Below are 20,683 nucleotides of genomic sequence, written 5' to 3' on the forward strand. Positions count from 1 at the left end.
TAATATAGTTAATTAGCTGACGAAAGGTTTAGGATAAACTTATGAAAAATTGGAAAGAAATTATTCGACATAAAATATTTCGATACGTAGACCACACCACAGAGAATATGGTTGCAGGAAAGCCTAACACAGCCCTGACATCATTCGCCATTGATGACGCACTGGCAATTTCAGTCAGTGAGGAAGCTTCTCCTCCTGTGCTTCGTTTATGGATACACCCGGATACGATTGTTTTAGGTATTCCAGATTCACGCCTCCCTTATATCAATGATGGGATGGCGTTTCTAAAAGAAAAGCATTACCAGGGGATTGTCCGTAATTCAGGAGGGCTGGCTGTTGCTCTGGATGGAGGCGTACTTAATATTTCTCTCATTATTCCCGGGGCAGATAACTTATCCATATACGATTGTTATGAAGCGATGGTCCGTTTTGTTCAAGCAATGTTTGCAGATATAACAGAAGCTATTGAAGCATACGAAATTGTCGGTTCCTACTGCCCTGGGGATTATGATTTAAGTATTAACGGAAAAAAGTTTGCAGGGATTTCGCAGCGCCGGGTGAAAAGCGGCATTTCCGTTCAGATTTATTTAGATATTGAAGGAAACAGCAAAAAACGTGCTTCGTTAATACGGAAATTTTATCATATTGCGAAACGCGGTGAAGATACAGCCTTTACCTATCCTGAGGTAAACCCTGAAGTCATGGCTTCCCTCTCTGATTTATTGGGGGTTTCATTGACTGTTGAAGAGGTCAAGCGGCGTGTAAAGGACACATTAAAAGAATTCTCCGACGAAATAGTTATAATTCCGATACAGGATAAGGAACAGGAAAATTTTGATAAACGTTATCAGCAAATGATAAAACGGAATGAAAATATATAAGTGAATTTAACGAAGTATGAAAAAACAGCCCAACCGAATTCAGTTGGGCTGTTTTTTATTTATAAATTATTCAGCTGCTGCCTGCGCTGCAGTAATAAGTGCAAGGTTGTACACATCTTCTGTGCTACAGCCTCTGGATAAATCATTTACCGGTTTATTAAGACCTTGAAGAATCGGACCGACCGCTTCAAAACCGCCTAAACGCTGAGCAATCTTATAGCCGATATTACCAGCTTCCAGACTTGGGAATACAAATACATTTGCGTCCCCTTTAATCACAGAGTCAGGCGCTTTTTTCTCTGCAACACTTGGAACAAATGCAGCATCAAATTGGAATTCACCGTCAATTACGAGAGAAGGATCTTTTTCTTTTGCAATTGTCAATGCATCTGTAACCTTTTCTGTCTCTGGTGATTTCGCAGAACCGGCAGTGGAAAAGCTAAGCATCGCAACACGTGGATCCACATCAAATAATGCACCTGTTTTTGCGCTTTCTACAGCAATTTCTGCCAAGTCATTGCTGTCTGGAGCAATATTAATTGCGCAATCAGCAAATACATATTTTTCTTCATCTCTTACCATAATGAATACGCCGGAAGTTTTCTTCACGCCTTCTTTTGTTTTAATAATTTGTAATGCCGGACGCACTGTGTCTGCAGTGGAATGCGCCGCACCACTTACAAGACCATCTGCTTTATGCAAATAAATCAGCATTGTACCGAAATAGTTTTCGTCTAAAAGAATTTTCTTCGCATCTTCTTCCGTTGCTTTCCCTTTTCTTCTTTCAACAAAGGCATCAACCATTTCCTGAAAGCCTTCATAGTTTGCAGGATCAATAATCTCAAGTCCAGATACTTTTACATTAAGATCTGCTGCCTTTTGTTCCACCTCTTGCTTATTGCCAATGACAACGGGTGTAAGCACACCCTCTTCAGCCAGACGGCCTGCTGCCGTTAATACACGTTCATCTAATCCTTCAGGGAATACGATACGTTTGCCTTTTCCTTTTACTTTCTCTGTTAATTGTTCAAATAAACCCATGTTGAAACCTCCTATGATTGTTAACATATTAAAATGATAGTTACGGACTTTTTGCTTGGAAAAACCGATTCATTTTACCTTCAAATTCTCTTTAATGATATACCATTTAACCGCACAAATAAAGCCTTGAACCCTGAAAAATCAATGAAAAGGATTACAACTTCCTTTTATCTCCAACTGGTGATTTCTCCTCTATTTTGCAGATCAGGAAAGTACAAATTTTTCAGCAAAGCGGTCTTCAATACTTCTTAATTTTGACAAAGCCTTGACAATACAAAAAATAACATGATTTTGTACTTTTTTTATATGATTCGCACCCTATGGTTATGCTATAGTTAATATTGAATCAGTATTTAACTAAGAGTGCGTGTTCAAAAAGTAGCCAAATTAGAAGCAAGAAGATCAAGGCAACGTGACTTTTACGAACGCAGCGTATGTTTTTAAATACGTGAGTGTCGGAAAAGTCACGTTAACGCAGAGATTCGCCGCTTATCATTTGGAGACTTTTTGAATATCCTCTAATGTGAAGGAGTGTATATACAATGGCAGAAGCAGTAGTAACTGTAGACGGCTGGTCCGCATTACATGATACTCGTCATTTTGATTGGACATCTTGGAAATCAATCTCTGAGGACGAACGAAATAAAGCAATAAAAGAGTTTGAGGAGCTTATCAAACAGTGGGAAACAGTAGAAGAAAATAAAGAAGGTAGTCATAGTATATTCAAAGTTGTCGGAAATAAAGCAGATCTTATGTTTATTTTCTTACGCGAAACAATGGATGAGCTGGAAGAAATTAAAACAGCAATCAATAAATCTGTATTAGGTGATTTCTTAATTCCTGCCTATTCTTATGTATCCATAATTGAAATGACGATGCACGATCCAATGAAGGCTGGTAACGACCGGGAACTTTCTCCATACGTAAAAGAACGCTTAAGACCAATCATGCCAAAATGGGAGCATGCCTGCTTCTATCCAATGGCCAGACGTCGTGAGCCTGAAGCAAACTGGTTTGCAATTGATAAAGAAGAACGTACAAAATTACTTTACGAACATGGTATGACAGGACGTAAATATGCTGGTAAAGTCAAAGAAATCATTACTGGATCGATTGGACTTGACGAATGGGAATGGGGCGTAACGTTATTTGCTCATGACCCATTACAATTCAAGAAAATTGTTTATGAAATGCGCTTCGATGAAGTTACAACAAAATATGCAGAGTTCGGTGATTTCATCATGGGTAATTACTTAGCAACAGATGAACTAGCCGGTTACCTTGCATTATCTTAATGTTTATTTAAGAAGAGACTCAAAAGGGTCTCTTTTTTTGTGCAGAAAATAATCATGAAAAAACACTTACTTACATACATATCATTAATGAGCTTGCACCGAAGTTTTTCAGAAATGAGGTTGGTTTATGGCAGTTGTTGCTCATAACGAAGCGGAGGTTGATTTACTCGCCCGCTTAATGCGTGCAGAAGCAGAGGGAGATGGTGACCTCGGCATGCTGATGGTCGGTAATACAGGTATCAATCGTGTACTTGCCGATTGTTTAGACTTTACGGATATTCGAACGATAACGAATATGGTTTTTCAAAGTCCAGGCGGGTTTGAGGCAACGCAAAAGGGCTATTTTTATCAAAGGGCCAGAGAATCAGAGAAACGCCTTGCAAGAAGAGTCATCCAAGGTGAGATGCAGCATCCAGCTTCCAATTCACTTTGGTTCTTTATGCCTGAAGGGGCATGTCCTGCTCAATGGTATGGCCAATGGAATACCGGCCGATTCCTATCGCACTGCTTTTATGCTCCAGCTGAAAGTGAATGTCCTGCTGTGTACCGGTAGAAAATTTCATTTAAAGTATAGCTCAATTTTTTATAACGGGGGAGAGTGAAATCATGAGTGATCAAGCAAATCCAAATCAGCCAGTGAATAATAATCAGGCATACTATCCCAATCCATACTATTATTATCCACAAGCAACCGGGAACTTTTATCCATCCTATTCATTCAGGCAATATGCACAGCCGCCAAGCGGAAGTGGAAGTGGAGGCGGACAATTAACAAATCAACAATCCTTTATTGAGAATATCTTACGCTTAAACCGTGGGAAATTAGGCACTTTTTATCTGACATTTGAAGGTCAGCAGCCGACCTCATTCCGCGGCTATATTGAAGAGGCTGGACGGGATCATATTTTGATTCGTGAGGAAGACTCTGAACGGCGTTTCTTACTATTAATGGTGTATTTAGATTATGTACTATTTGACGAACAAATCAATTATTCCTATCCATATGGGAATCCTGGTAATCAGGATCAGTTATCCAACTACAACCCCAGGTAAAGTATTTGAAACAATAAATAAAGCGTAGACACAAACGACGTCTACGCTTTATTTTCTTAAACTGATAACTGTATTGTGAGGAGATAAAAATGCGACATCCTCTGGAAAAGTTCATACGAATTGAAGCTATTGCTATCATGGGCGGTCTATTCATTGGCATACTAGCCTGGATAACAGGTTGGATGCTCTTTTTATTCTTTGCCTGTTATCTTTTTGTGCTTAGCATGCTTGCGGATGCTTTGATTTTGATGCATACGCACAGGAGCTCTGATGCTGTCAAACAGATTATTCGGGCAGTGCTGCTGTTTTTATTTATCACTTCTTTATATTTTTATTAAGTGTTTTCAGTTGCTTATTTTTTTCAGAGGTCTCAGAAATACATTAACTTCTTATTCTTATACTAATCATTATAGGAATTCCAAAGATTCCTCTATCTTGTTTACCAGCAATATAAGTCATATCCATACTTATTTTTCTTCAACGCAGGAAGAATAAAAAAGCTCTATTCTCATCTATTAACAAAGATAAAAACAGAACTTCCTCATGTTATATATTTATTTTTTCTGCTACAACCATTTCACAGCACCAATCCCTAATAACACCCATCCTACTAAAAAGGATAAGCCTCCAATTGGTGTAATCATCGCAAGTGTTTTGACACCTGTTAAAGAATAAAGATATAAGCTCCCTGAAAATAAGACAATACCAGCTAAGAAAAGCCAGCCACTTGATGCAAAAAGATTATTTCCTTCAAATTTCCCTAAGAGAATTGCCACAGCAACAATAGCCATTGTGTGGAACATTTGATAATCTACTGCTTTGCCCCAATTTGTTAAAGCTTTTTCAGATAATCTTCCTTCCAGCCCGTGTGCACCAAATGCTCCCAGTGCAACCGCTAAAAAGCCAAGGACAGTTCCAATTATTAAAAATAGTTTCATCTTTTCCAACTCCAATCCTTACCATTAATAAAAATACATTCTCAATAGAATTAAAATCTCTCTAATTCTATATGTCCTTAAAAATCAAAAATTGAGTCTCCATTCGCATCTTCGTCATTTAGTTTTTTCTGCTCAGAATTGACTACTTTGACACTGGATTGTTTACCAAGCATTGCTTTCATTTCTGCTTCCGAAATATGCTCCTCTGTATCTTCTATATTTACCTGTACCTTATTCGCAGTATTTTGATCTTGCTTTCCTGAGAGAAACAGCTCACTTAATAAATGGATATTCTCCATATGTTTTTTTACTTGGTCCTGTTGATGGGCTTTTCTGTTGGCTTCTTCTAATTCATGCATCATTTTATTAATTATTATTTCATTGCTCACAGCCATATAACCCCTCCTTTTACCGTCACTGCCTTCCATTATGAATTATAGCACAGAAATCGTTCAGAAAAAGCTTTCATGTCTGCAAATAAAAAAGAGCTTGAGACGTTTCCCGTCTTTCTGCTCTTTATCGTAATATACGTTTTTCACTTAGCTTCTGCCTTGTTATTTCCTCCACCGTATAGCGCTCATACATCCATTTCAAAAATGTAACCTCTGTGTCTTTAAGTTCTCTTCCTAATTGTGTTGAAGTTTGCCGATATAGATGAAAAAAGTTTTTCATACTTGAAAACTCCCCCTATACTGATGCAGTAAAATATAAAAATATTATAGCATTGTCTATTTTTATCTTCAATAGGAGAATATTACAAGTAATTTCATAATAAAGAAAAATTCCACCTCAAGAACAGGAATTAAGTTTTAGTAAGTTCAAGTCATACATTATATTAGTCCTGATAGCGCAAATATTTTTGGTATATAATGTGTATTAATGCTCCTTTTCTTTTCCATAAGGAGGAGAGTATCTTTTTAATATGACTTTTTTTATTTTCCTTCTATTTTTGATTGTAATGTGTAGAGCTTCTCATTCATTATTTCCATCATCTCGTCCATTGCTTCTCTACGTGGAACATCTTTAGACAAGTAGATTGGATCACCAAAAATTATTTTTGGTTTTTTAAACTTGATAAGTTCTTTAAAATTATTCGGACCTGTATAAGCCGCCGGAATAATTGGCACGTTACTATATGCAGCAATGGTAACAGCGCCTCTTTTTAATGGAACCTGATTTGTTGTCCTTGTACCGCTCGGGAAAATACCGATGACTTTTTCTTCTTTTAAAAGCTTGCGGGGCACTTTGATCGTGCTTGGACCTGGATTTTCCCTGTCTACAGGAAATGCATTCAGTTTTTTCATAAGCCATTTCAAAGGACCGGATTGGAATAATTCCTTCTTCGCCATATAATGAATTTTTGTGGGTAAGAGGCTGACACCTAACCATAAGATATCTACCCAGCCTGAATGTGTACATGCGATAATATATCCGCCGGATTCCGGCAGTTTTTCTTTTTGAAATACTTTTACACGTCCAAATAAACTTAATATTACCTTTAAGGCATATGCGGCAAAATAATACATGCTTTTTCTCTTCCTTTTTCTTATATTTAGTACCTGGTGCTTACATAAGATACTAATAGAAATAACGATAAATTACAAGATGTTTCTATGAAATTGGTTGGGTCATGAGCAGGTTTGAATCATTTCATTTATACACCATTACCTTTTGCAGCTTACTTCATAATCAAAATATAAATGATAATGTTTTTGACAGCCTTCATTAAATGGAGATTCACAATACAGACACTGATTCGTATTTAAATACTGATTAATCGTATGTTCTTTTTTACAAACGCCGCATAGAATTGCTAATTCATCAAATTCTTCTTTTTCCCAGACAGAGGCTTTGTGATCTTCACATTCCTCGTGACACTGATAACATGGATAATACTTATGACAGCATTTAAATTTAATTGCAATAATATCCTTTTGACTATAATAATGCTTACATCTTGTCTGGTTATCAATAGTTCGTCCATAGACTGTCACCATTTTATCCCCCTTGCTTTACAAATAAATGCTTTCTGCAAAAAAAGAGGGCAATATACTTTCATCAGACCTGAAAGCATCTTGCCCTTAAACATTAATCCTGCTTTTCTTCTACTGCTTCCTCTTTAGCTTCTTCCGCCAAGGAAACACCTAATTTTTCTTCTAATACATTAACTCTGGCACGCAGTTCATCAATTTCATCAGTTGTTGCAAGCCCGGACTCTCTTGCCAGGGTTTTCTTCTTCTCTTTGCTTTTTTCGTCCCACTCATCTTTTTTGCTGCTGCCTTTTTCAATAAAATTATCTAAAACAGTTTTTGCCTGCTCCTGTGTTAACTCATTTTTTTCCACTAATTCTTTTACTTTTTGTTCAAATTTCTCTTTTCCGCTTACTGCAGCACCCAGCCCCAGTAAAAATCCTTTACGTAAATATTCACTCATCATTTATACCTCCTATAGTATGTCTGTATGATGGTTCGTTTAAAATTGGATGAACCGCGTCCTTTGAACCCGTCATCCTTACAATACGTGAAACAGGATTATTCTATACATTTTTTGGGTACAAAGAATAAAATAAAGTTTCTTACAATATTATTATATAAAAAATTCTGCTGTCACGTAAATAATTTTGGCGCTAATTTTAGCTGCTATATTTTATGTTCCCGTTTCATACTATAAATAATCATTATCTGATCATCTACCATTGAATAAATTTACGTTTAATTGTATAATCATACAGTCGCATTTTTTAGTATTATTTAGGAGGAAAATAAATGACGTCCTATTCCTTTAGCAATATTATCAAATTTATTATCCCGTCTTTATTAGGGTTGTTCCTTTTCTTATATCCCTTACCAACAGAAGAAGGCTTCACAATTCCCATTGCCTATTTAGCAGGCATGCTGGAGGGAGCTATCGAAAATTATTTATCACTTATTATGATGATTGTTATTATATTGACTGCCATCTTCACCATCTCGGCAAGACTTGGCGGTAAATCATCTTTTAAAAGGTTCCCTTTTCTACAACAGTTATTCTATACAACCTGGTTTTGGACAATTACGCGTTTTCTGGCTGCTGTATTTGCAGTGATGGTTTATTTCCAAATTGGACCGGAATTTGTTTATAACGAAGATACAGGCGGTATGCTTTTAGACAGTTTATTGCATACATTATTTGTCACCTTTCTGTTTGCAGGTCTCTTTTTACCTTTTTTAACCAACTTTGGCTTGCTGGAGTTTTTCGGGGGAATCATGAGAAATGTCATGCGGCCTCTATTTCGATTGCCGGGCAGAGCTTCTGTTGACAGCTTAGCTTCCTGGGTTGGAGATGCTACAATTGGTGTATTGCTGACAAATAAGCAATATGAAGAAGGCTATTATACAAAACGGGAAGCTGCTATCATTAGTACAACCTTCTCTGTTGTTTCTATTACATTCACATTAGTCATTCTACAGCAGGTTGGTCTGGAGCACATGTTTTTACCTTTTTACCTGACTATCCTTATCGCAGGGGGAATTGCTGCTTTCATTATGCCGCGAATTCCACCACTTTCTAGAATGGCAAATACCTATATCGATGGAAAAGAAAGAACCGATGATGAAGAAATCCCTGAATCTGAGACTGCAGTTACTTTTGGCTTCAAAAATGCTTTAAAACGAGCAGAGAAAGAAACGAGCCTCCGTACTTTTTTTGTAGATGGCGGAAAAAATATTTTAGATATGTGGTTCGGTGTTACACCTGTTGTAATGGCTTTTGGAACAATCGCAGTAATGATTGCAGAATACACCCCTTTATTCCAATGGCTCGGAATGCCGTTTGTTCCTATTTTAGAGCTGATGCAGATTCCATTTGCCCACGAAGCATCTGAAACACTGCTAATCGGTTTTGCAGATATGTTCCTGCCGGCAATTTTAATTACTGGTGTAGAAGCGGAAATTACACGGTTTATTATTGCTGCTTTATCTGTTACACAGCTGATTTTCATGTCAGAAGTCGGAGGACTTATCCTGGGAACTAAAATCCCGGTATCCTTCCGTCACCTTGCTATTATCTTTTTGATTCGTACAGCGATTACGCTGCCGATTATCACTGTCATTGCTCATATATTATTTTAAATAAAATAAAAACAGCGGAGCTCCTCTCAGGGGAACTCCGCTGTTTTTATTACCATATATATATTTTACGAAGATGTCTCTTTATGCTGGCGTTTAAATAACGATTGGACTTTTGCTAAACGTCCTTCAATTAACGGCTGTGATACCGTTAGAATAGGTTTACTGGACAGTACAATCACAATCAATGCAGATAAACCTGCAATCCCGACAACATCAAACCAGTGATTTACAGTTAATAAATCAAATTGACGTAAGAACTGGACAATGAAACCATGAAGTAAATAGACATATAACGTTCTTGTACCGAGTTTTGTTACCCAGCCCAGGTTTCTTTTAGGAACCCAAGCCAATATACTGATTGTCATCACTGCTGCAATCGCATAAACAAATAATCGGAGTATACCGCCATAACTGTCTGCACCTAAATTACTGTAAGATTGTGATGCAAGCAGCCAGCCGGTGTCTATTGCCGGAAGTGTATAGACTATTACAAACAGGACTGCCATTACGGCAACAGATGCTACCTTCACTTGCCGTTTTTTCACCATCATCATCTGATCTACTGTCAGCCAGTAGCCAATTAAAAAGAATGGGAAAAACACAAATGTTCTTGATAAGCTGAATGAATGGCCAATTTCTCCAAAATAGCCGACAATAACTCCTATGAATATAGATAGAGCAATACTCCACCCTGCCGGAATTTTTTTGAACAGCACAAGCAGGATATGCCAGCTGAACAAACTGAACAGAAACCACAGCGACCATTGAGGGTAGAAAACCCCTGTCTGCCAATCTGCTTTTCCTATTAAGAAATAATAAATTGTATATAACGTCTGAAAGATTAAATATGGAATAATTAACTTCTTCATTAAATTCCATATATATTTTTTGTTTCCTGACCCTTTCGCAAAGAACCCGGCCAATAAAATAAATGCCGGCATATGGAAAGTGTATATCCATATATAAATTGCTTCCGTCGACTTCGAATCCCCAACAAAGGGTTGAATCATATGACCAAAAACAACAAGGAAAATTAAAATCACTTTCGCATTATCAAAAAATGCATTTCGCTCCATAACTCATCCCTCTATTTCGTACACATTTAAAGTTGCATATTCTACTTTACCCACTTGTACTAAAAAAATCTCCTAAAAAACAGAAATTTTATCGTTTTGTAATGGTTTTGTTAGGGACTCGAAAAAATGTAATACAATTTAATCGACTTGTTAAATATCTATATCGAGGCAATACTTTTGGCATCAATAAAGCCATGTGAAACCAATTCGATCTTTGGATTTCCTTGTTCTTATGACTGTCGTTCAACATTATTCTCCTATTCGAACAACTGGTTCCAACCCTAATTCAACATTCCCTCTAATAGCTTTCGAAATCATACATGTCTTTTCCGCTTTCTCAACAAGTTTTTCAGTTAAGCGGATTTGTTTATCTGGTGTCCCCTGTTTCAATGTCACATGAGGCCGGTGGATGATTTTTTCGTATGTGAAAATACCATCTGTTACATCTACAATTCCTTCTGAAGTCATACTCATCCCGGCAATTGGAAGCTCTGCCCGTTCAAACATGGCTCCCAGAGAAATGATATAGCATGTTGCAGCCGCTCCAAGCAGCATTTCATCTGGATTTGTACCAATTCCAGGTCCGTCCATTTCTGGAGGGATGGATATTTTGGTTTGAAGATTCCCTGCGCTTATATAACCCTCACTGTTGCGTCCACCGGGCCATTCTGCTTTCAAATGAAAATGGTGCAATGTCATTATAATCTCTCCTCACTTTATTCCTCTTTCTCATTATTATGGCGTATAGCAATTTTTTTTACAAAAAATACAAGTTTCAAGTTTCAAATGAAAAACCGCACTGACCATTTTACAGGTCAGCACGGCTCTTTAAACAAACAACATAAGCATTTGTAATTCCCAAAACTGTTTACAGAAGGAATGCCCTAATTTGTTTCGGAAAGCAATCATTACATTCCTGATTAATACGTCAGGAGTTAATCTTAACTTGATTGTTCTTTATTTCTCTTCAATTTCGGACTAGATGCAAACCACCCGGCAACTGCAATTCCTACAAGAACGATATAGAAGGAAGCCTTCCATATTGTTGAATGCGGGAAGTGCTCTGGAAGGACTGCTAAATCCGGATTTGCTAATACGATAACAGATAATTTCACTCCGACCCAGCCTACAATAAGAAATGCGGCTATTTCTAATGTCGGGCGTTTATGCAGGAGTCCTACAAATATATTGGCAGCGAACCGCATAATAATTAAACCAATCATACCACCGGCAAATACCACAGCAAACTGACCTGTATCTAAACTCCCGATATGGCCAAAACCTGTTGGCGGCAAAGCTACTGCTAAGGCAACAGCTGCTAAAATGGAATCTACAGCAAAGGCTAAATCTGCGAATTCCACTTTCAAAACAGTCATCCAGAATTCCTTTTTAGATACCTGCCCGGTCTCTGGATCTACAGCATCAGCTTTATCCTTCTCCGGCGTCTCCGATTTGTCCGGTTCCTTCTTCTTAAACCTGTCATATAAGTTCTTTCCTGATATAAATAAAAGATACGCGGCTCCTAATGCCTGTACGAGCCAGAAATCGACCAGGAATGAAATAACAAATAAGGATGCAAAACGCATTATAAATGCTCCTGCTAGTCCATAAAATAATGCTTTCTTCCTCTGTTCTTCCGGCAGATGTCTTACCATGATTGCTAATACAAGTGCATTATCTGCTGCTAATAAGCCTTCTAACGCAACTAGCACCAGCAATACCCATAAATACTCGAGCAGTAATTCTGTTCCCATGATGTATTCTCCTTTTCTACATGTATTTTGCAGAAAAGGTCATAAAAATAGACCTTTACCTGCAATCGGTAAAGGTCTCGCTAACAACTTTTCTGGTTGCCACATAAAGCCGGGGATAATTATCCCGTAATGACGACTTTACGTGTACAGCTACTCCCCTTTAGGAATAAATGTTCACTAATAATTTTATGATGACGTTTGATGACTTCTGCAAATTTTTGCATGTCCTTTTCGCCATTTATTAAGTATACCTTATTAAAACCTTTTTTATGACCTTTGTCAATATCTTTTACAATCACTTCATATTTATTACTTGAAAATATATGTAAAAGCTACATCAACCGGCTTTTAGAGGTCTTCTGAAATCTCCTGCAGATGTTTATGGCTTTCTTAATTCGGTTAATGTAAAATAAAGTATAGCATAACATAGAAAGAAAGTAGTGTGATTCAATGACGCAGAAACGCTGGTTTCAATTTTTTATCTTTTTCATCTGTTTATTTACATTAATTTTTCTAATCTCCATAACTCATTTTATCTTTACACCTGTTTTGCAGTTAGTTGGCGCTGTAGCTCTTCCAATTATCGGTGCAGGTATTCTTTATTATTTAACCAGACCGCTGATGAATCTGCTCGTCAAATATAAAGTACCGCGAATATTATCCATTATTATTGTATTCCTGGTTATCATCGGGGCAATTACGCTGTTTATCGTATTTATCTGGCCGATCGCCCGTGATCAGTTTGACCGTTTAATGGACAGTATTCCCGGAATGGTTCAGATGGTGGAAGGATGGATTAATTATTGGCAGGATAATATTGCTTTAGTTCCTGATCAGGTAATTGATGCCATTAATAATTTCGCCAATGATATTCCTGGACATATTGAGAGTGTATTGAATAATGTTTTTGGATTTCTGGGAAGCTTTATCGGTCAGCTGGTTAGCATAATTGCCGGAATTGTCCTTGTTCCATTCTTCCTCTTCTTTATGTTAAAGGATGGAGAAAAGCTTGTTCCTTTCATTCTGCAATTTTTCAGCAAGAAAAAAGCAGAGAACCTGCATGATTTATTAAAAAAAATTGATAATGTGTTGTCTGCCTTTATCCAGGGACAGCTTTTAGTCAGTTTTGCAGTAGGTGTCTTATTGCTGATTGGTTACTTGATTATCGGTTTAGAGTATGCTGTTGTACTCGCATTATTCGGTATGATGATGAACGTAATCCCGTTCCTGGGACCTTATATTGCAGTTGCTCCTGCCTTATTGGTCGGAGGCTTTCAAGACCCGATTAACTTATTCTGGATAGCTATTATTATGTTTGTTGCCCAGCAAATTGAAAGTACATTTATTTCGCCAAATGTAATGGGACAGGTGCTTAATCTGCATCCGTTGACCGTTATTACAGTCATTCTTGCAGCCGGAAGTATTGCCGGATTCCTGGGAATTTTATTCGCTATTCCTGTATATGCAGTAATCCGTACCATTGTCATTCACTTTTATCAAACCTTTGTGAATTCCAGAAAGAATAAAGACGATGCATTAATTTAGGATAGGAGGGGTTTTCTTGACAACAAAAGCCAAGCTGGAACAACAACTAGATGAATTAAAATCGGATTATGTCCGTATTCAAGGGGATTTAGATAAGCTCGAGTTTGTTAAAGGACGTGTCTCCTCTGCCGAAGAGCAATTAATACGTATAGAGGGAGAAATTGCGGCGGTGAGAAAAGAACTGGAGCGATTTAACTGATAATAAAAGAAGCTGACTCATTCATGACGAGTCAGCTTCTTTTATTATCTTCATCTTAGCTTTGAGCGGGTTGTCTCTCTGATTCTTTTCCTTTGGTTAAGCTGACAATCTTATCTCCGGTTGCAGGTAAGGTACGCATTTCTTCAGAGAAAAATTTCAACTGTCCGGAAGGCTTAATTAAGAACAGATAGACTGTCTCCGGATCCTTCGTCTGTTTATAATTTTCAAACGTGAATTTATCAGTAAGTGTTGTTTGCCGGACAGTGAATCCATTCTCCACCTTGTCAATTAAATCGTCCAGGGAGAATTTCTTATCAAATAAAATACGGCCGCCAACCTGTGATACAACACCTGTAGAATATCCATTATCCTTAAAAGCTGTGTATGGACTGACTTTAAACACATTTGTTCTTCCATATTCAGGAAGAAATGTTGTGCAGAGAAGCGAATTATATGATTTATCATGGGTTAACGTTAATAAATATTCATATGGAATCGTATCCAGGTGATGCTCCGTCTGCTCAGACAGCATACTTCCATGATAGCTTTCCAAGCCTTCTTTTCTTGCCAAGGAAAGGTTTTCCCATGATGAATCGACAAGAATAGAAGGATAATTTGCCTCTTTTAATGATTTAGCTAATTGAACAGTAAATGGATTACTGCCGACAATTAACGCTCCTGGATTGCCCTTATTAGACAGATTCAGCTTTTTAGAAAGCCAGCCGATAGAAAAACCATGCGCTATTACAGTGAAAATAACAAGAGCAAAGGTCAATGCTGTCAGGATAGAAGCATCTTCATAACCAGCATCTGTTAATACACCAGCAAAGTAACCAGAAACTGTTAATGCCACAATTCCACGCGGTGCAATCCAGCCAATCAACACTTTTTCATTTAAGCTGAGACCTGTTCCAATCGTCGACAGGAAAATAGACAGCGGACGGACTGCAAACATCATCAATAATACATAGCCGATAATGTGCGGATTAAAAATCTGTATAATTGTTGCCACATCAAGAGATGCTGTCAGCATAACAAAAATAGTTGAAATCAAAAGTACAGAAATATTCTCCTTGAAATGACGCATATCTGATACAGAACGAATTCCCATGTTTGCTAAGGTAATCCCCATCGCTGTCACAGATAAGAGCCCTGTTTCATGCATAATAACATCTGCTATTGTAAAACAGAACAGGACAACAACGACAACAGTCGGCGATTTTAGGAATTCAGGTACATGTCCCATCTCGAACATCCAGCCGAGTCCCCGTCCCAATATCCAGCCAAGGAAGATAGCAAAAAGAGAGCCTGCAAAGAAAAAAATAATCTGGCTTGCTTCCGGGTTAGATGCTGTCATAAAAGTAATAATTTCAAAAGCAAAAACAGCAAGTAAGGCTCCGATCGGATCAACAATAATTCCTTCCCATTTCAAAATCTTCGCAGGACGCGCTTTTAGCTTTGCCTGGCGTAAAAGCGGCATAATTACTGTTGGCCCTGTCACTACAAATAAACCGCCAATAACAAAGGCAACTGCCCAGGATAGACCGGCAATATAATGAGCTGTTAATGACCCTAAAATCCAGGCAATGAATGCACCTACTGTAGATATCCGAAAAATAGGCCTTCCTACTCCACGCAGCTCTTGAAAGCTTAAATTTAAGCTTCCTTCAAATAATATAATTGCTACAGCTACAGAGATCAGCGGACTATACAGGTCTCCAAAATCCTGTTCCGGGTTAATAAATCCAAAAACAGGTCCAATCATCAGTCCTGTAGCCGCCATTACAACAATAGCCGGCATACGAAAACGCCATGCAACCCATTGGGAAGCAACGCCTAATATACAAATTAACATTAGTTCAAATAGCAAAGAAGGAACCATACATTCCCCTCCTTTTCAAAAAAGTATAGCGTATTTCTCACGCTCTAACAGGCTTCATGAATTTTTGGGTTTAGTCACTGCCCCAAGTCCTTCAATGAAAGAATAAGAAAAACCAAGAAAATCACTTAGTCTTTAAAATACTGGTGTTCTTGCCAAGGAAATGTCCGCTGCGACGGTTTTCGATGGGACGAGTAACCGCAGTCCCAGTCCCAGAAGAAATACACGAAGACTCCTGTGGGAATGTGCAGAACAGAATAGGAAGTTCGGTTAAGTTCGCGACGTCGTGGGGACTAAGATTACTCACCCCATGAAAACTGTTGGAGCGGCTATCCTCAACATTTTATACTTTCTTACTCTTGAACAAAGAAATCTCACGTAAGGAAGTTTTATTTTATAGATGAAATAAGAAAAAGTAAATTCATATGAAGTTATATGCAGAAAAATTTACATTCCCCTTAGCAATCGTTGTGTTTTGACAGTGTTTTCAACTGTTATTTACGATTTTTCAATACTTTACTTTCCAATTAAAACGTTCTAGGATAGAAGATAGAAAATTATTAAATGAAATATTTATTCCTCTCTTATTTTTTTATATGCAACTAATAAGAAAGGTTAAATAACAATGTCTAAATCATAAATGATGTATTCTTATTTTATAAAATGAAAAATGTATTTAATCATTCAAATTATATGGGACAGTTAATCATTCATATTACATAACCCTGAAATGAAATTTCCGCTATTCTTCTGCGCATTACATTTTTTAATGGGGAGAGTAATCTCAATCCCAATTCAACCTCTAAAAGGGAGATTTATCTATGGAAAAGCATCTAAATATTTTACAGAATTACTTCGGCTATACCAGTTTCCGTCCTGGACAGGCTGAGGTTATTAACAATATCGATCAAGGTAAAAATACCCTTGCAGTAATGCCAACCGGCGGCGGAAAATCACTCTGTTACCAAGTACCTGGACTCGCTATGAATGGTACAGCAATTATTATTTCACCGCTTATTTCATTGATGAAGGACCAAGTAGATGGTTTGCATGCACTTGGCGTCGCAGCTACTTATATTAACAGCTCTATTTCTTCAGCTGAACAGCGCCAGCGCTTAATTGCGATGCAGCAAAATCGTTATCAATTTGTTTATGTTGCTCCCGAACGGTTTGAATCTGGTTCTTTTATTCATGCACTGCAGCAAACCAATCTTTCATTAATTGCTTTTGATGAGGCACATTGTATTTCCCAATGGGGGCATGATTTTCGTCCAAGCTACCGCTCTATCGTCCCTATTCTTCAGCAGATTGGCGGCAATCCAATTATTATGGGGCTCACTGCAACAGCAACACCTGAAGTTATTGAAGATATTCAGTCTCTTTTACATATATCCCCTGCAAATACAGTGCACACTGGTTTTGAGAGAAAGAACCTCTCCTTTTTTATCGAAAAAGGAGTAAACAAAATAGACTACATTCTTTCCTACTTAAAAAAGCATCAGGAAGAAGTAGGAATTATCTATGCAGCTACGAGAAAGCAGGTTGAATATGTCTATGATGTCCTAAACGAGAAAGGCTATGCCGTTTCCAAATATCATGGCGGGTTATCCGAACAGGAAAGACAGGATGCACAAACAGCTTTTATTTTTGATCAGACAGAATTAATGGTTGCCACCACTGCATTCGGAATGGGAATCGATAAGTCAAATGTTCGTTTTATTATCCATTATGCTATCCCGATGAACATGGAATCCTACTATCAGGAAGCAGGAAGAGCCGGACGGGACGGCGAGCCAAGTAATTGTGTTTTATTATTCTCCCCTCAGGATATTCATACGCAAAAGTTCTTAATTGAAAAATCAGAGATGGAAGAAGAAGGCATGCAGCGTGAATATCAAAAATTGAATAAAATGGTTAATTATTGCCGTACACAGAGCTGCTTAAACAGCTATATCCTCAACTATTTCCAGTTGGGCTCTGCCACTGCATCCTGCGGGCGCTGCAGCAATTGTTTACAGCAAGGGGAATTAGAGGACATTACGGAGGAGGCACAAATGATTTTATCCTGTGTCAAACGTATGCGCGAACGTTTTGGTGTTGGTTTGACAGCCAAAGTCTTAAAAGGCTCGAAGGATAAGAAATTGATTCAATTTGGTTTAACAAAATTAACTACTTATGGCATCCTATCGAAATATACGGAGAAGGAAATTACAGAAAGAATTCACTTCTTACTTGCTGAAGAATGTTTAGCAGCAGAGGAAGGACAGTTTCCTATCTTAAAATTAAATCAAAAATCAATGGATATCCTTACCGGTAAAGAAAATGTCACGATGTTCATTCAAGATGTTCCAACTGTTGAAAAAGCAGATTATAATACAGATCTATTTGAAGCACTGCGTCAGCTTAGAAGGTCAATGTCGCAAGAGCTGGAGCTGCCTCCTTATGTTTTATTTTCAGATATGACGTTAAAGGAAATGGCCCGGTATCTTCCCGAAGATAAGGATGAATTCTTACGATTAAAAGGTGTCGGTCAAAAGAAATATGAATTATACGGAGAAGCTTTTCTGGAAGCTATTGCAGATTGGAAAGAAGAAAATCCCGATTACAAGGCTCCGACAGCCATTCATTATCAAAAAGCAGGGAAAGCAAAAGAGTTGGATGACCGGCCTTCTTATCAAATATCCTATGAACTGTTGCAGAAAGGAAAAACAATTCGGGAAATTGCAGCTATCCGTGATTTGAAGGAACAAACAATAGAAGCCCATATTTTTCAAGCTTCTCAAAAAGGCTTTAACCTCAATTGGAGCCTATTCTTTAACAATAAGGAAGAGGAAGAGGTTTTATCCACGCATGAGGATATAGATGCTGCTGGATTAAAAGACTTAAAAGAAGCTTTGCCAGAGGAATACACCTACAGAAAAATTAAAGCTGTGCTTGTAAAAAATGATAAATTCGTGGTAAGAGAAGGATCTTAACGGGCCTTAACTTTCAGGAGATACGCTTAGCTTATATAACAAAACGGCAATAAGACGAATCATCTTATTGCCGTTTTGTTTACTTTTTTACTTAATATCCAATGCCCATGTTCCATTACGGAATACCGGCTCTGATTTGCCATCTGCTGTAATACCGTCAATGTCCATTTTATCAGATCCAATCATAAAATCGACATGAACAAGACTGTCATTTACTCCATGCTTGTCCAGCTCTTCTAAATCCATAGCAGCTCCGCCCTTCAGATTCGTCGGATAAGCTTTACCCAATGCAATATGACAGGATGCATTTTCATCAAATAGTGTGTTGTAGAAAATAAGCCCGGACTGTGATACCGGCGATTCGTCTGGTACCAAGGCAATTTCGCCAAGACGGCGGGCACCTTCATCAGATTCCAGTAAATGCTTCAAGACTTCTTCCCCCTGCTCTGCCTGGAAATCAACTACTTTTCCATCCTTAAAGGTTAAAGAGAAGTTATCAATTAAGCTTCCACCATAGTTTAACGGCTTGGTACTTGATACTGTCCCATTGATACCATATTTATGCGGTACAGAGAAAACCTCTTCTGTCGGCATATTCGGGTTAAAGGTAACGCCTGTTTCTGCCTCAGCAGATCCGCCCTTCCATATATGCCCCTCCGGCAATTCCATTTCTAAGTCTGTACCAGGTGCTTTAAAAATTAATTTCTTATAGTTTTTCTTATTTAACACTTCTCTGGCTGTTCTCAATGTTTCATTATGTTTATCCCATGCTGCAACAGGATCATCCTGATCAACACGGACAATCTTCAAAATAGCTTCCCATAGACTGGAAACAGCTTCATCTTCTGATTTATCAGGGAAGATTTTTTTCGCCCAATCCTTTGAAGGGATAGAAATAATGGTCCAGGGAATGCGGTCATTCATCGTATATTTGCGGAAATTGACCATCGCTTCTGCAGCTGCTTTATTTGCTTTTGCTACGCGGGACGGGTCAATATCTTTTAATAAATCCGGATTTGTAGAACGAATGTTTACAACTGCTGCTCCGTCCTCTGCAAATGTATCATGCAGTTTCACTTTCCATTCCGGATAATCTGCGATTACTTCATCTGGTGCATTCTCGTATTTTAACAGAGTAAGCTCATCGTCAACCCAATTAATATGGACATCCTTCGCACCCATTTCATATGCTTTACGTGCTACAATCCGTGTAAATGCTGCCCCTTCAATCGGCGCATTAATCATGACTGCCTGCCCTTTTTGCAGGTTAACACCCTTTTTCAATGTTAATTCTGCGTACTTTTCCTGTACCTGTACTTGAACCATAAATATATACCTCCATATGCCCAATTTTAATTTCCCTTTTATTATTCCATATTCCCTTAAATTTTTCCAAAAATATTTCCTTTTAAAGGCCTCTTTTATCCCCATCATTGCAGCTTTCATTTACTAGTACTCCCATTTATGATACCCTATATTAAGATTACTTTTCGTAACTAATGTATATACACATTTTAGGTACGAAAGGTTCTATGGAGGTGGAAAAATGAACCAATTATGTCCACGTTTTGAAAAAGCAATGGTCTTATTGAGCACCCGTTGGGTCGGGCTCATTTTATTTGAATTATTAAAAGGGGCAAAACGTTTCTCAGAGATGGAAGCAGATCTCCCTATCAGCGGCCGCTTACTTTCAGATCGTTTAAAATTACTGGAAAAAGAAGGTATTGTAGAGCGGAATATATATTCGGAATTTCCAGTTCGTATTGAATATACATTATCAGAAAAAGGAAAAGCGCTAGAGCCTGTGATTAAGGATATTCAGCGCTGGGCGGAAGAATATATTTCCGCTGAAGAGATAGCGAGTAAAGAGGAAGAGTAATCCTTTTGTCATACAAAGACAGATGTCTCTTATATTATTAAAATCCAAATATACTGTAG

General features: G+C 37.9%; 22 protein-coding genes. 10 read left to right on the forward strand and 12 right to left on the reverse strand.

All coding sequences use genetic code 11. From position 1 onward, the window contains the following. Positions 1 to 41: 41 nt before the first annotated feature. Positions 42 to 881: a lipoate--protein ligase family protein gene (locus MHH51_RS20465; RefSeq protein ID WP_147212298.1), complete on the forward strand. Its 840-nt coding sequence runs from the start codon at positions 42 to 44 to the stop codon at positions 879 to 881. A gap of 66 nt (positions 882 to 947) precedes the next feature. Here MHH51_RS20465 and pta read toward each other — a convergent pair whose 3' ends face one another. After that, on the reverse strand, positions 948 to 1,922 hold the full coding sequence (gene pta, locus MHH51_RS20470; protein WP_339283325.1) for a phosphate acetyltransferase: 975 nt from the start codon (positions 1,920 to 1,922) through the stop codon (positions 948 to 950). A 542-nt stretch (positions 1,923 to 2,464) separates the two neighbouring features. Here pta and hemQ point away from each other — a divergent pair. From hemQ to MHH51_RS20490, 4 genes are all read left to right on the forward strand, one after another. After that, entirely contained in the window at positions 2,465 to 3,217 is a 753-nt protein-coding gene (hemQ, locus tag MHH51_RS20475; RefSeq protein ID WP_147212300.1) for a hydrogen peroxide-dependent heme synthase, read from the forward strand. A gap of 127 nt (positions 3,218 to 3,344) precedes the next feature. Continuing rightward, positions 3,345 to 3,770: a cell wall hydrolase gene (locus MHH51_RS20480; protein ID WP_147212301.1), complete on the forward strand. Its 426-nt coding sequence runs from the start codon at positions 3,345 to 3,347 to the stop codon at positions 3,768 to 3,770. A gap of 53 nt (positions 3,771 to 3,823) precedes the next feature. After that, on the forward strand, positions 3,824 to 4,270 hold the full coding sequence (gene gerQ / locus MHH51_RS20485; protein WP_147212302.1) for a spore coat protein GerQ: 447 nt from the start codon (positions 3,824 to 3,826) through the stop codon (positions 4,268 to 4,270). Positions 4,271 to 4,359: 89 nt separating this feature from the next. Next, positions 4,360 to 4,608, forward strand: coding sequence for a hypothetical protein (locus MHH51_RS20490; RefSeq protein WP_339283329.1), 249 nt, complete (start codon positions 4,360 to 4,362; stop codon positions 4,606 to 4,608). A gap of 228 nt (positions 4,609 to 4,836) precedes the next feature. Here MHH51_RS20490 and MHH51_RS20495 read toward each other — a convergent pair whose 3' ends face one another. The 6 genes from MHH51_RS20495 to MHH51_RS20520 all read right to left on the reverse strand — a co-directional run bounded on the left by MHH51_RS20495 (position 4,837) and on the right by MHH51_RS20520 (position 7,641). Next, the gene (locus MHH51_RS20495; RefSeq protein WP_339283331.1) at positions 4,837 to 5,208 is read right to left on the reverse strand and encodes a DUF423 domain-containing protein; all 372 of its coding nucleotides are present in this window, start codon (positions 5,206 to 5,208) and stop codon (positions 4,837 to 4,839) included. Between the two features lie 77 nt (positions 5,209 to 5,285). Beyond that, positions 5,286 to 5,603 carry a YwdI family protein gene (locus MHH51_RS20500; protein ID WP_339283333.1) on the reverse strand — a complete coding sequence of 106 codons (318 nt, stop codon included), beginning with the start codon at positions 5,601 to 5,603 and terminating at the stop codon, positions 5,286 to 5,288. Positions 5,604 to 5,724: 121 nt separating this feature from the next. After that, complete coding sequence (locus tag MHH51_RS20505) at positions 5,725 to 5,880, reverse strand: hypothetical protein (protein ID WP_339283334.1); 156 nt, start codon at positions 5,878 to 5,880, stop codon at positions 5,725 to 5,727. A gap of 260 nt (positions 5,881 to 6,140) precedes the next feature. Beyond that, a complete protein-coding gene (locus tag MHH51_RS20510) occupies positions 6,141 to 6,734 on the reverse strand; it encodes a lysophospholipid acyltransferase family protein (RefSeq protein ID WP_147212306.1) in 594 nt (197 codons plus the stop codon). A gap of 138 nt (positions 6,735 to 6,872) precedes the next feature. Then, the gene (locus MHH51_RS20515) at positions 6,873 to 7,205 is read right to left on the reverse strand and encodes a CHY zinc finger protein (RefSeq protein WP_147212307.1); all 333 of its coding nucleotides are present in this window, start codon (positions 7,203 to 7,205) and stop codon (positions 6,873 to 6,875) included. Positions 7,206 to 7,296: 91 nt separating this feature from the next. Continuing rightward, positions 7,297 to 7,641, reverse strand: coding sequence for a hypothetical protein (locus MHH51_RS20520; protein ID WP_147212308.1), 345 nt, complete (start codon positions 7,639 to 7,641; stop codon positions 7,297 to 7,299). A 332-nt stretch (positions 7,642 to 7,973) separates the two neighbouring features. On the opposite strand from MHH51_RS20520, the gene MHH51_RS20525 reads away from it, so the two are divergent. Then, a complete protein-coding gene (locus tag MHH51_RS20525) occupies positions 7,974 to 9,317 on the forward strand; it encodes a YjiH family protein (protein ID WP_339283338.1) in 1,344 nt (447 codons plus the stop codon). Between the two features lie 65 nt (positions 9,318 to 9,382). Here the strand turns inward: MHH51_RS20525 and MHH51_RS20530 are convergent, their stop codons facing one another. From MHH51_RS20530 to MHH51_RS20540, 3 genes are all read right to left on the reverse strand, one after another. Continuing rightward, a complete protein-coding gene (locus tag MHH51_RS20530) occupies positions 9,383 to 10,393 on the reverse strand; it encodes an acyltransferase family protein (protein WP_147212310.1) in 1,011 nt (336 codons plus the stop codon). A gap of 249 nt (positions 10,394 to 10,642) precedes the next feature. Further along, on the reverse strand, positions 10,643 to 11,092 hold the full coding sequence (locus MHH51_RS20535) for an OsmC family protein (RefSeq protein WP_147212311.1): 450 nt from the start codon (positions 11,090 to 11,092) through the stop codon (positions 10,643 to 10,645). Positions 11,093 to 11,334: 242 nt separating this feature from the next. After that, the gene (locus tag MHH51_RS20540) at positions 11,335 to 12,147 is read right to left on the reverse strand and encodes a TerC family protein (RefSeq protein ID WP_339283341.1); all 813 of its coding nucleotides are present in this window, start codon (positions 12,145 to 12,147) and stop codon (positions 11,335 to 11,337) included. Positions 12,148 to 12,597: 450 nt separating this feature from the next. On the opposite strand from MHH51_RS20540, the gene MHH51_RS20545 reads away from it, so the two are divergent. Both MHH51_RS20545 and MHH51_RS20550 read left to right on the forward strand, forming a co-directional pair. Further along, positions 12,598 to 13,692, forward strand: a complete 1,095-nt coding sequence (locus MHH51_RS20545; RefSeq protein ID WP_147212313.1) for an AI-2E family transporter — start codon at positions 12,598 to 12,600, stop codon at positions 13,690 to 13,692. Positions 13,693 to 13,708: 16 nt separating this feature from the next. Then, complete coding sequence (locus tag MHH51_RS20550) at positions 13,709 to 13,891, forward strand: SE1832 family protein (protein WP_147212314.1); 183 nt, start codon at positions 13,709 to 13,711, stop codon at positions 13,889 to 13,891. Between the two features lie 55 nt (positions 13,892 to 13,946). Here MHH51_RS20550 and MHH51_RS20555 read toward each other — a convergent pair whose 3' ends face one another. Beyond that, positions 13,947 to 15,773 carry a sodium:proton antiporter gene (locus MHH51_RS20555; RefSeq protein ID WP_147212315.1) on the reverse strand — a complete coding sequence of 609 codons (1,827 nt, stop codon included), beginning with the start codon at positions 15,771 to 15,773 and terminating at the stop codon, positions 13,947 to 13,949. Between the two features lie 818 nt (positions 15,774 to 16,591). On the opposite strand from MHH51_RS20555, the gene recQ reads away from it, so the two are divergent. Continuing rightward, positions 16,592 to 18,745, forward strand: coding sequence for a DNA helicase RecQ (recQ, locus tag MHH51_RS20560; protein WP_339283344.1), 2,154 nt, complete (start codon positions 16,592 to 16,594; stop codon positions 18,743 to 18,745). An 87-nt stretch (positions 18,746 to 18,832) separates the two neighbouring features. Here recQ and MHH51_RS20565 read toward each other — a convergent pair whose 3' ends face one another. Next, a complete protein-coding gene (locus tag MHH51_RS20565; RefSeq protein WP_339283345.1) occupies positions 18,833 to 20,071 on the reverse strand; it encodes an aminopeptidase in 1,239 nt (412 codons plus the stop codon). 220 nt (positions 20,072 to 20,291) lie between these two features. On the opposite strand from MHH51_RS20565, the gene MHH51_RS20570 reads away from it, so the two are divergent. Further along, positions 20,292 to 20,624 carry a winged helix-turn-helix transcriptional regulator gene (locus MHH51_RS20570; RefSeq protein WP_147212318.1) on the forward strand — a complete coding sequence of 111 codons (333 nt, stop codon included), beginning with the start codon at positions 20,292 to 20,294 and terminating at the stop codon, positions 20,622 to 20,624. The last annotated feature ends 59 nt before the right edge of the window (positions 20,625 to 20,683 follow it).

Origin of the sequence: Oceanobacillus sp. FSL K6-3682 (genome assembly GCF_037976165.1) — a bacterium.
Lineage (GTDB): Bacteria > Bacillota > Bacilli > Bacillales > Amphibacillaceae > Oceanobacillus > Oceanobacillus sojae.

Bases quoted from the DNA above. Each gene is read 5' to 3' on its own strand.
- MHH51_RS20570 (WP_147212318.1), top strand. From the start codon at position 20,292: ATGAACCAATTATGTCCACGTTTTGAAAAAGCAATGGTCTTATTGAGC.
- MHH51_RS20525 (WP_339283338.1), top strand. From the start codon at position 7,974: ATGACGTCCTATTCCTTTAGCAATATTATCAAATTTATTATCCCGTCT.
- MHH51_RS20480 (WP_147212301.1), top strand. From the start codon at position 3,345: ATGGCAGTTGTTGCTCATAACGAAGCGGAGGTTGATTTACTCGCCCGC.
- gerQ (WP_147212302.1), top strand. From the start codon at position 3,824: ATGAGTGATCAAGCAAATCCAAATCAGCCAGTGAATAATAATCAGGCA.
- MHH51_RS20565 (WP_339283345.1), bottom strand. From the start codon at position 20,071: ATGGTTCAAGTACAGGTACAGGAAAAGTACGCAGAATTAACATTGAAA.
- recQ (WP_339283344.1), top strand. From the start codon at position 16,592: ATGGAAAAGCATCTAAATATTTTACAGAATTACTTCGGCTATACCAGT.
- MHH51_RS20500 (WP_339283333.1), bottom strand. From the start codon at position 5,603: ATGGCTGTGAGCAATGAAATAATAATTAATAAAATGATGCATGAATTA.
- MHH51_RS20515 (WP_147212307.1), bottom strand. From the start codon at position 7,205: ATGGTGACAGTCTATGGACGAACTATTGATAACCAGACAAGATGTAAG.
- hemQ (WP_147212300.1), top strand. From the start codon at position 2,465: ATGGCAGAAGCAGTAGTAACTGTAGACGGCTGGTCCGCATTACATGAT.
- MHH51_RS20545 (WP_147212313.1), top strand. From the start codon at position 12,598: ATGACGCAGAAACGCTGGTTTCAATTTTTTATCTTTTTCATCTGTTTA.
- pta (WP_339283325.1), bottom strand. From the start codon at position 1,922: ATGGGTTTATTTGAACAATTAACAGAGAAAGTAAAAGGAAAAGGCAAA.
- MHH51_RS20535 (WP_147212311.1), bottom strand. From the start codon at position 11,092: ATGACATTGCACCATTTTCATTTGAAAGCAGAATGGCCCGGTGGACGC.
- MHH51_RS20540 (WP_339283341.1), bottom strand. From the start codon at position 12,147: ATGGGAACAGAATTACTGCTCGAGTATTTATGGGTATTGCTGGTGCTA.
- MHH51_RS20465 (WP_147212298.1), top strand. From the start codon at position 42: ATGAAAAATTGGAAAGAAATTATTCGACATAAAATATTTCGATACGTA.
- MHH51_RS20495 (WP_339283331.1), bottom strand. From the start codon at position 5,208: ATGAAACTATTTTTAATAATTGGAACTGTCCTTGGCTTTTTAGCGGTT.
- MHH51_RS20520 (WP_147212308.1), bottom strand. From the start codon at position 7,641: ATGAGTGAATATTTACGTAAAGGATTTTTACTGGGGCTGGGTGCTGCA.
- MHH51_RS20510 (WP_147212306.1), bottom strand. From the start codon at position 6,734: ATGTATTATTTTGCCGCATATGCCTTAAAGGTAATATTAAGTTTATTT.
- MHH51_RS20530 (WP_147212310.1), bottom strand. From the start codon at position 10,393: ATGGAGCGAAATGCATTTTTTGATAATGCGAAAGTGATTTTAATTTTC.
- MHH51_RS20490 (WP_339283329.1), top strand. From the start codon at position 4,360: ATGCGACATCCTCTGGAAAAGTTCATACGAATTGAAGCTATTGCTATC.
- MHH51_RS20505 (WP_339283334.1), bottom strand. From the start codon at position 5,880: ATGAAAAACTTTTTTCATCTATATCGGCAAACTTCAACACAATTAGGA.
- MHH51_RS20555 (WP_147212315.1), bottom strand. From the start codon at position 15,773: ATGGTTCCTTCTTTGCTATTTGAACTAATGTTAATTTGTATATTAGGC.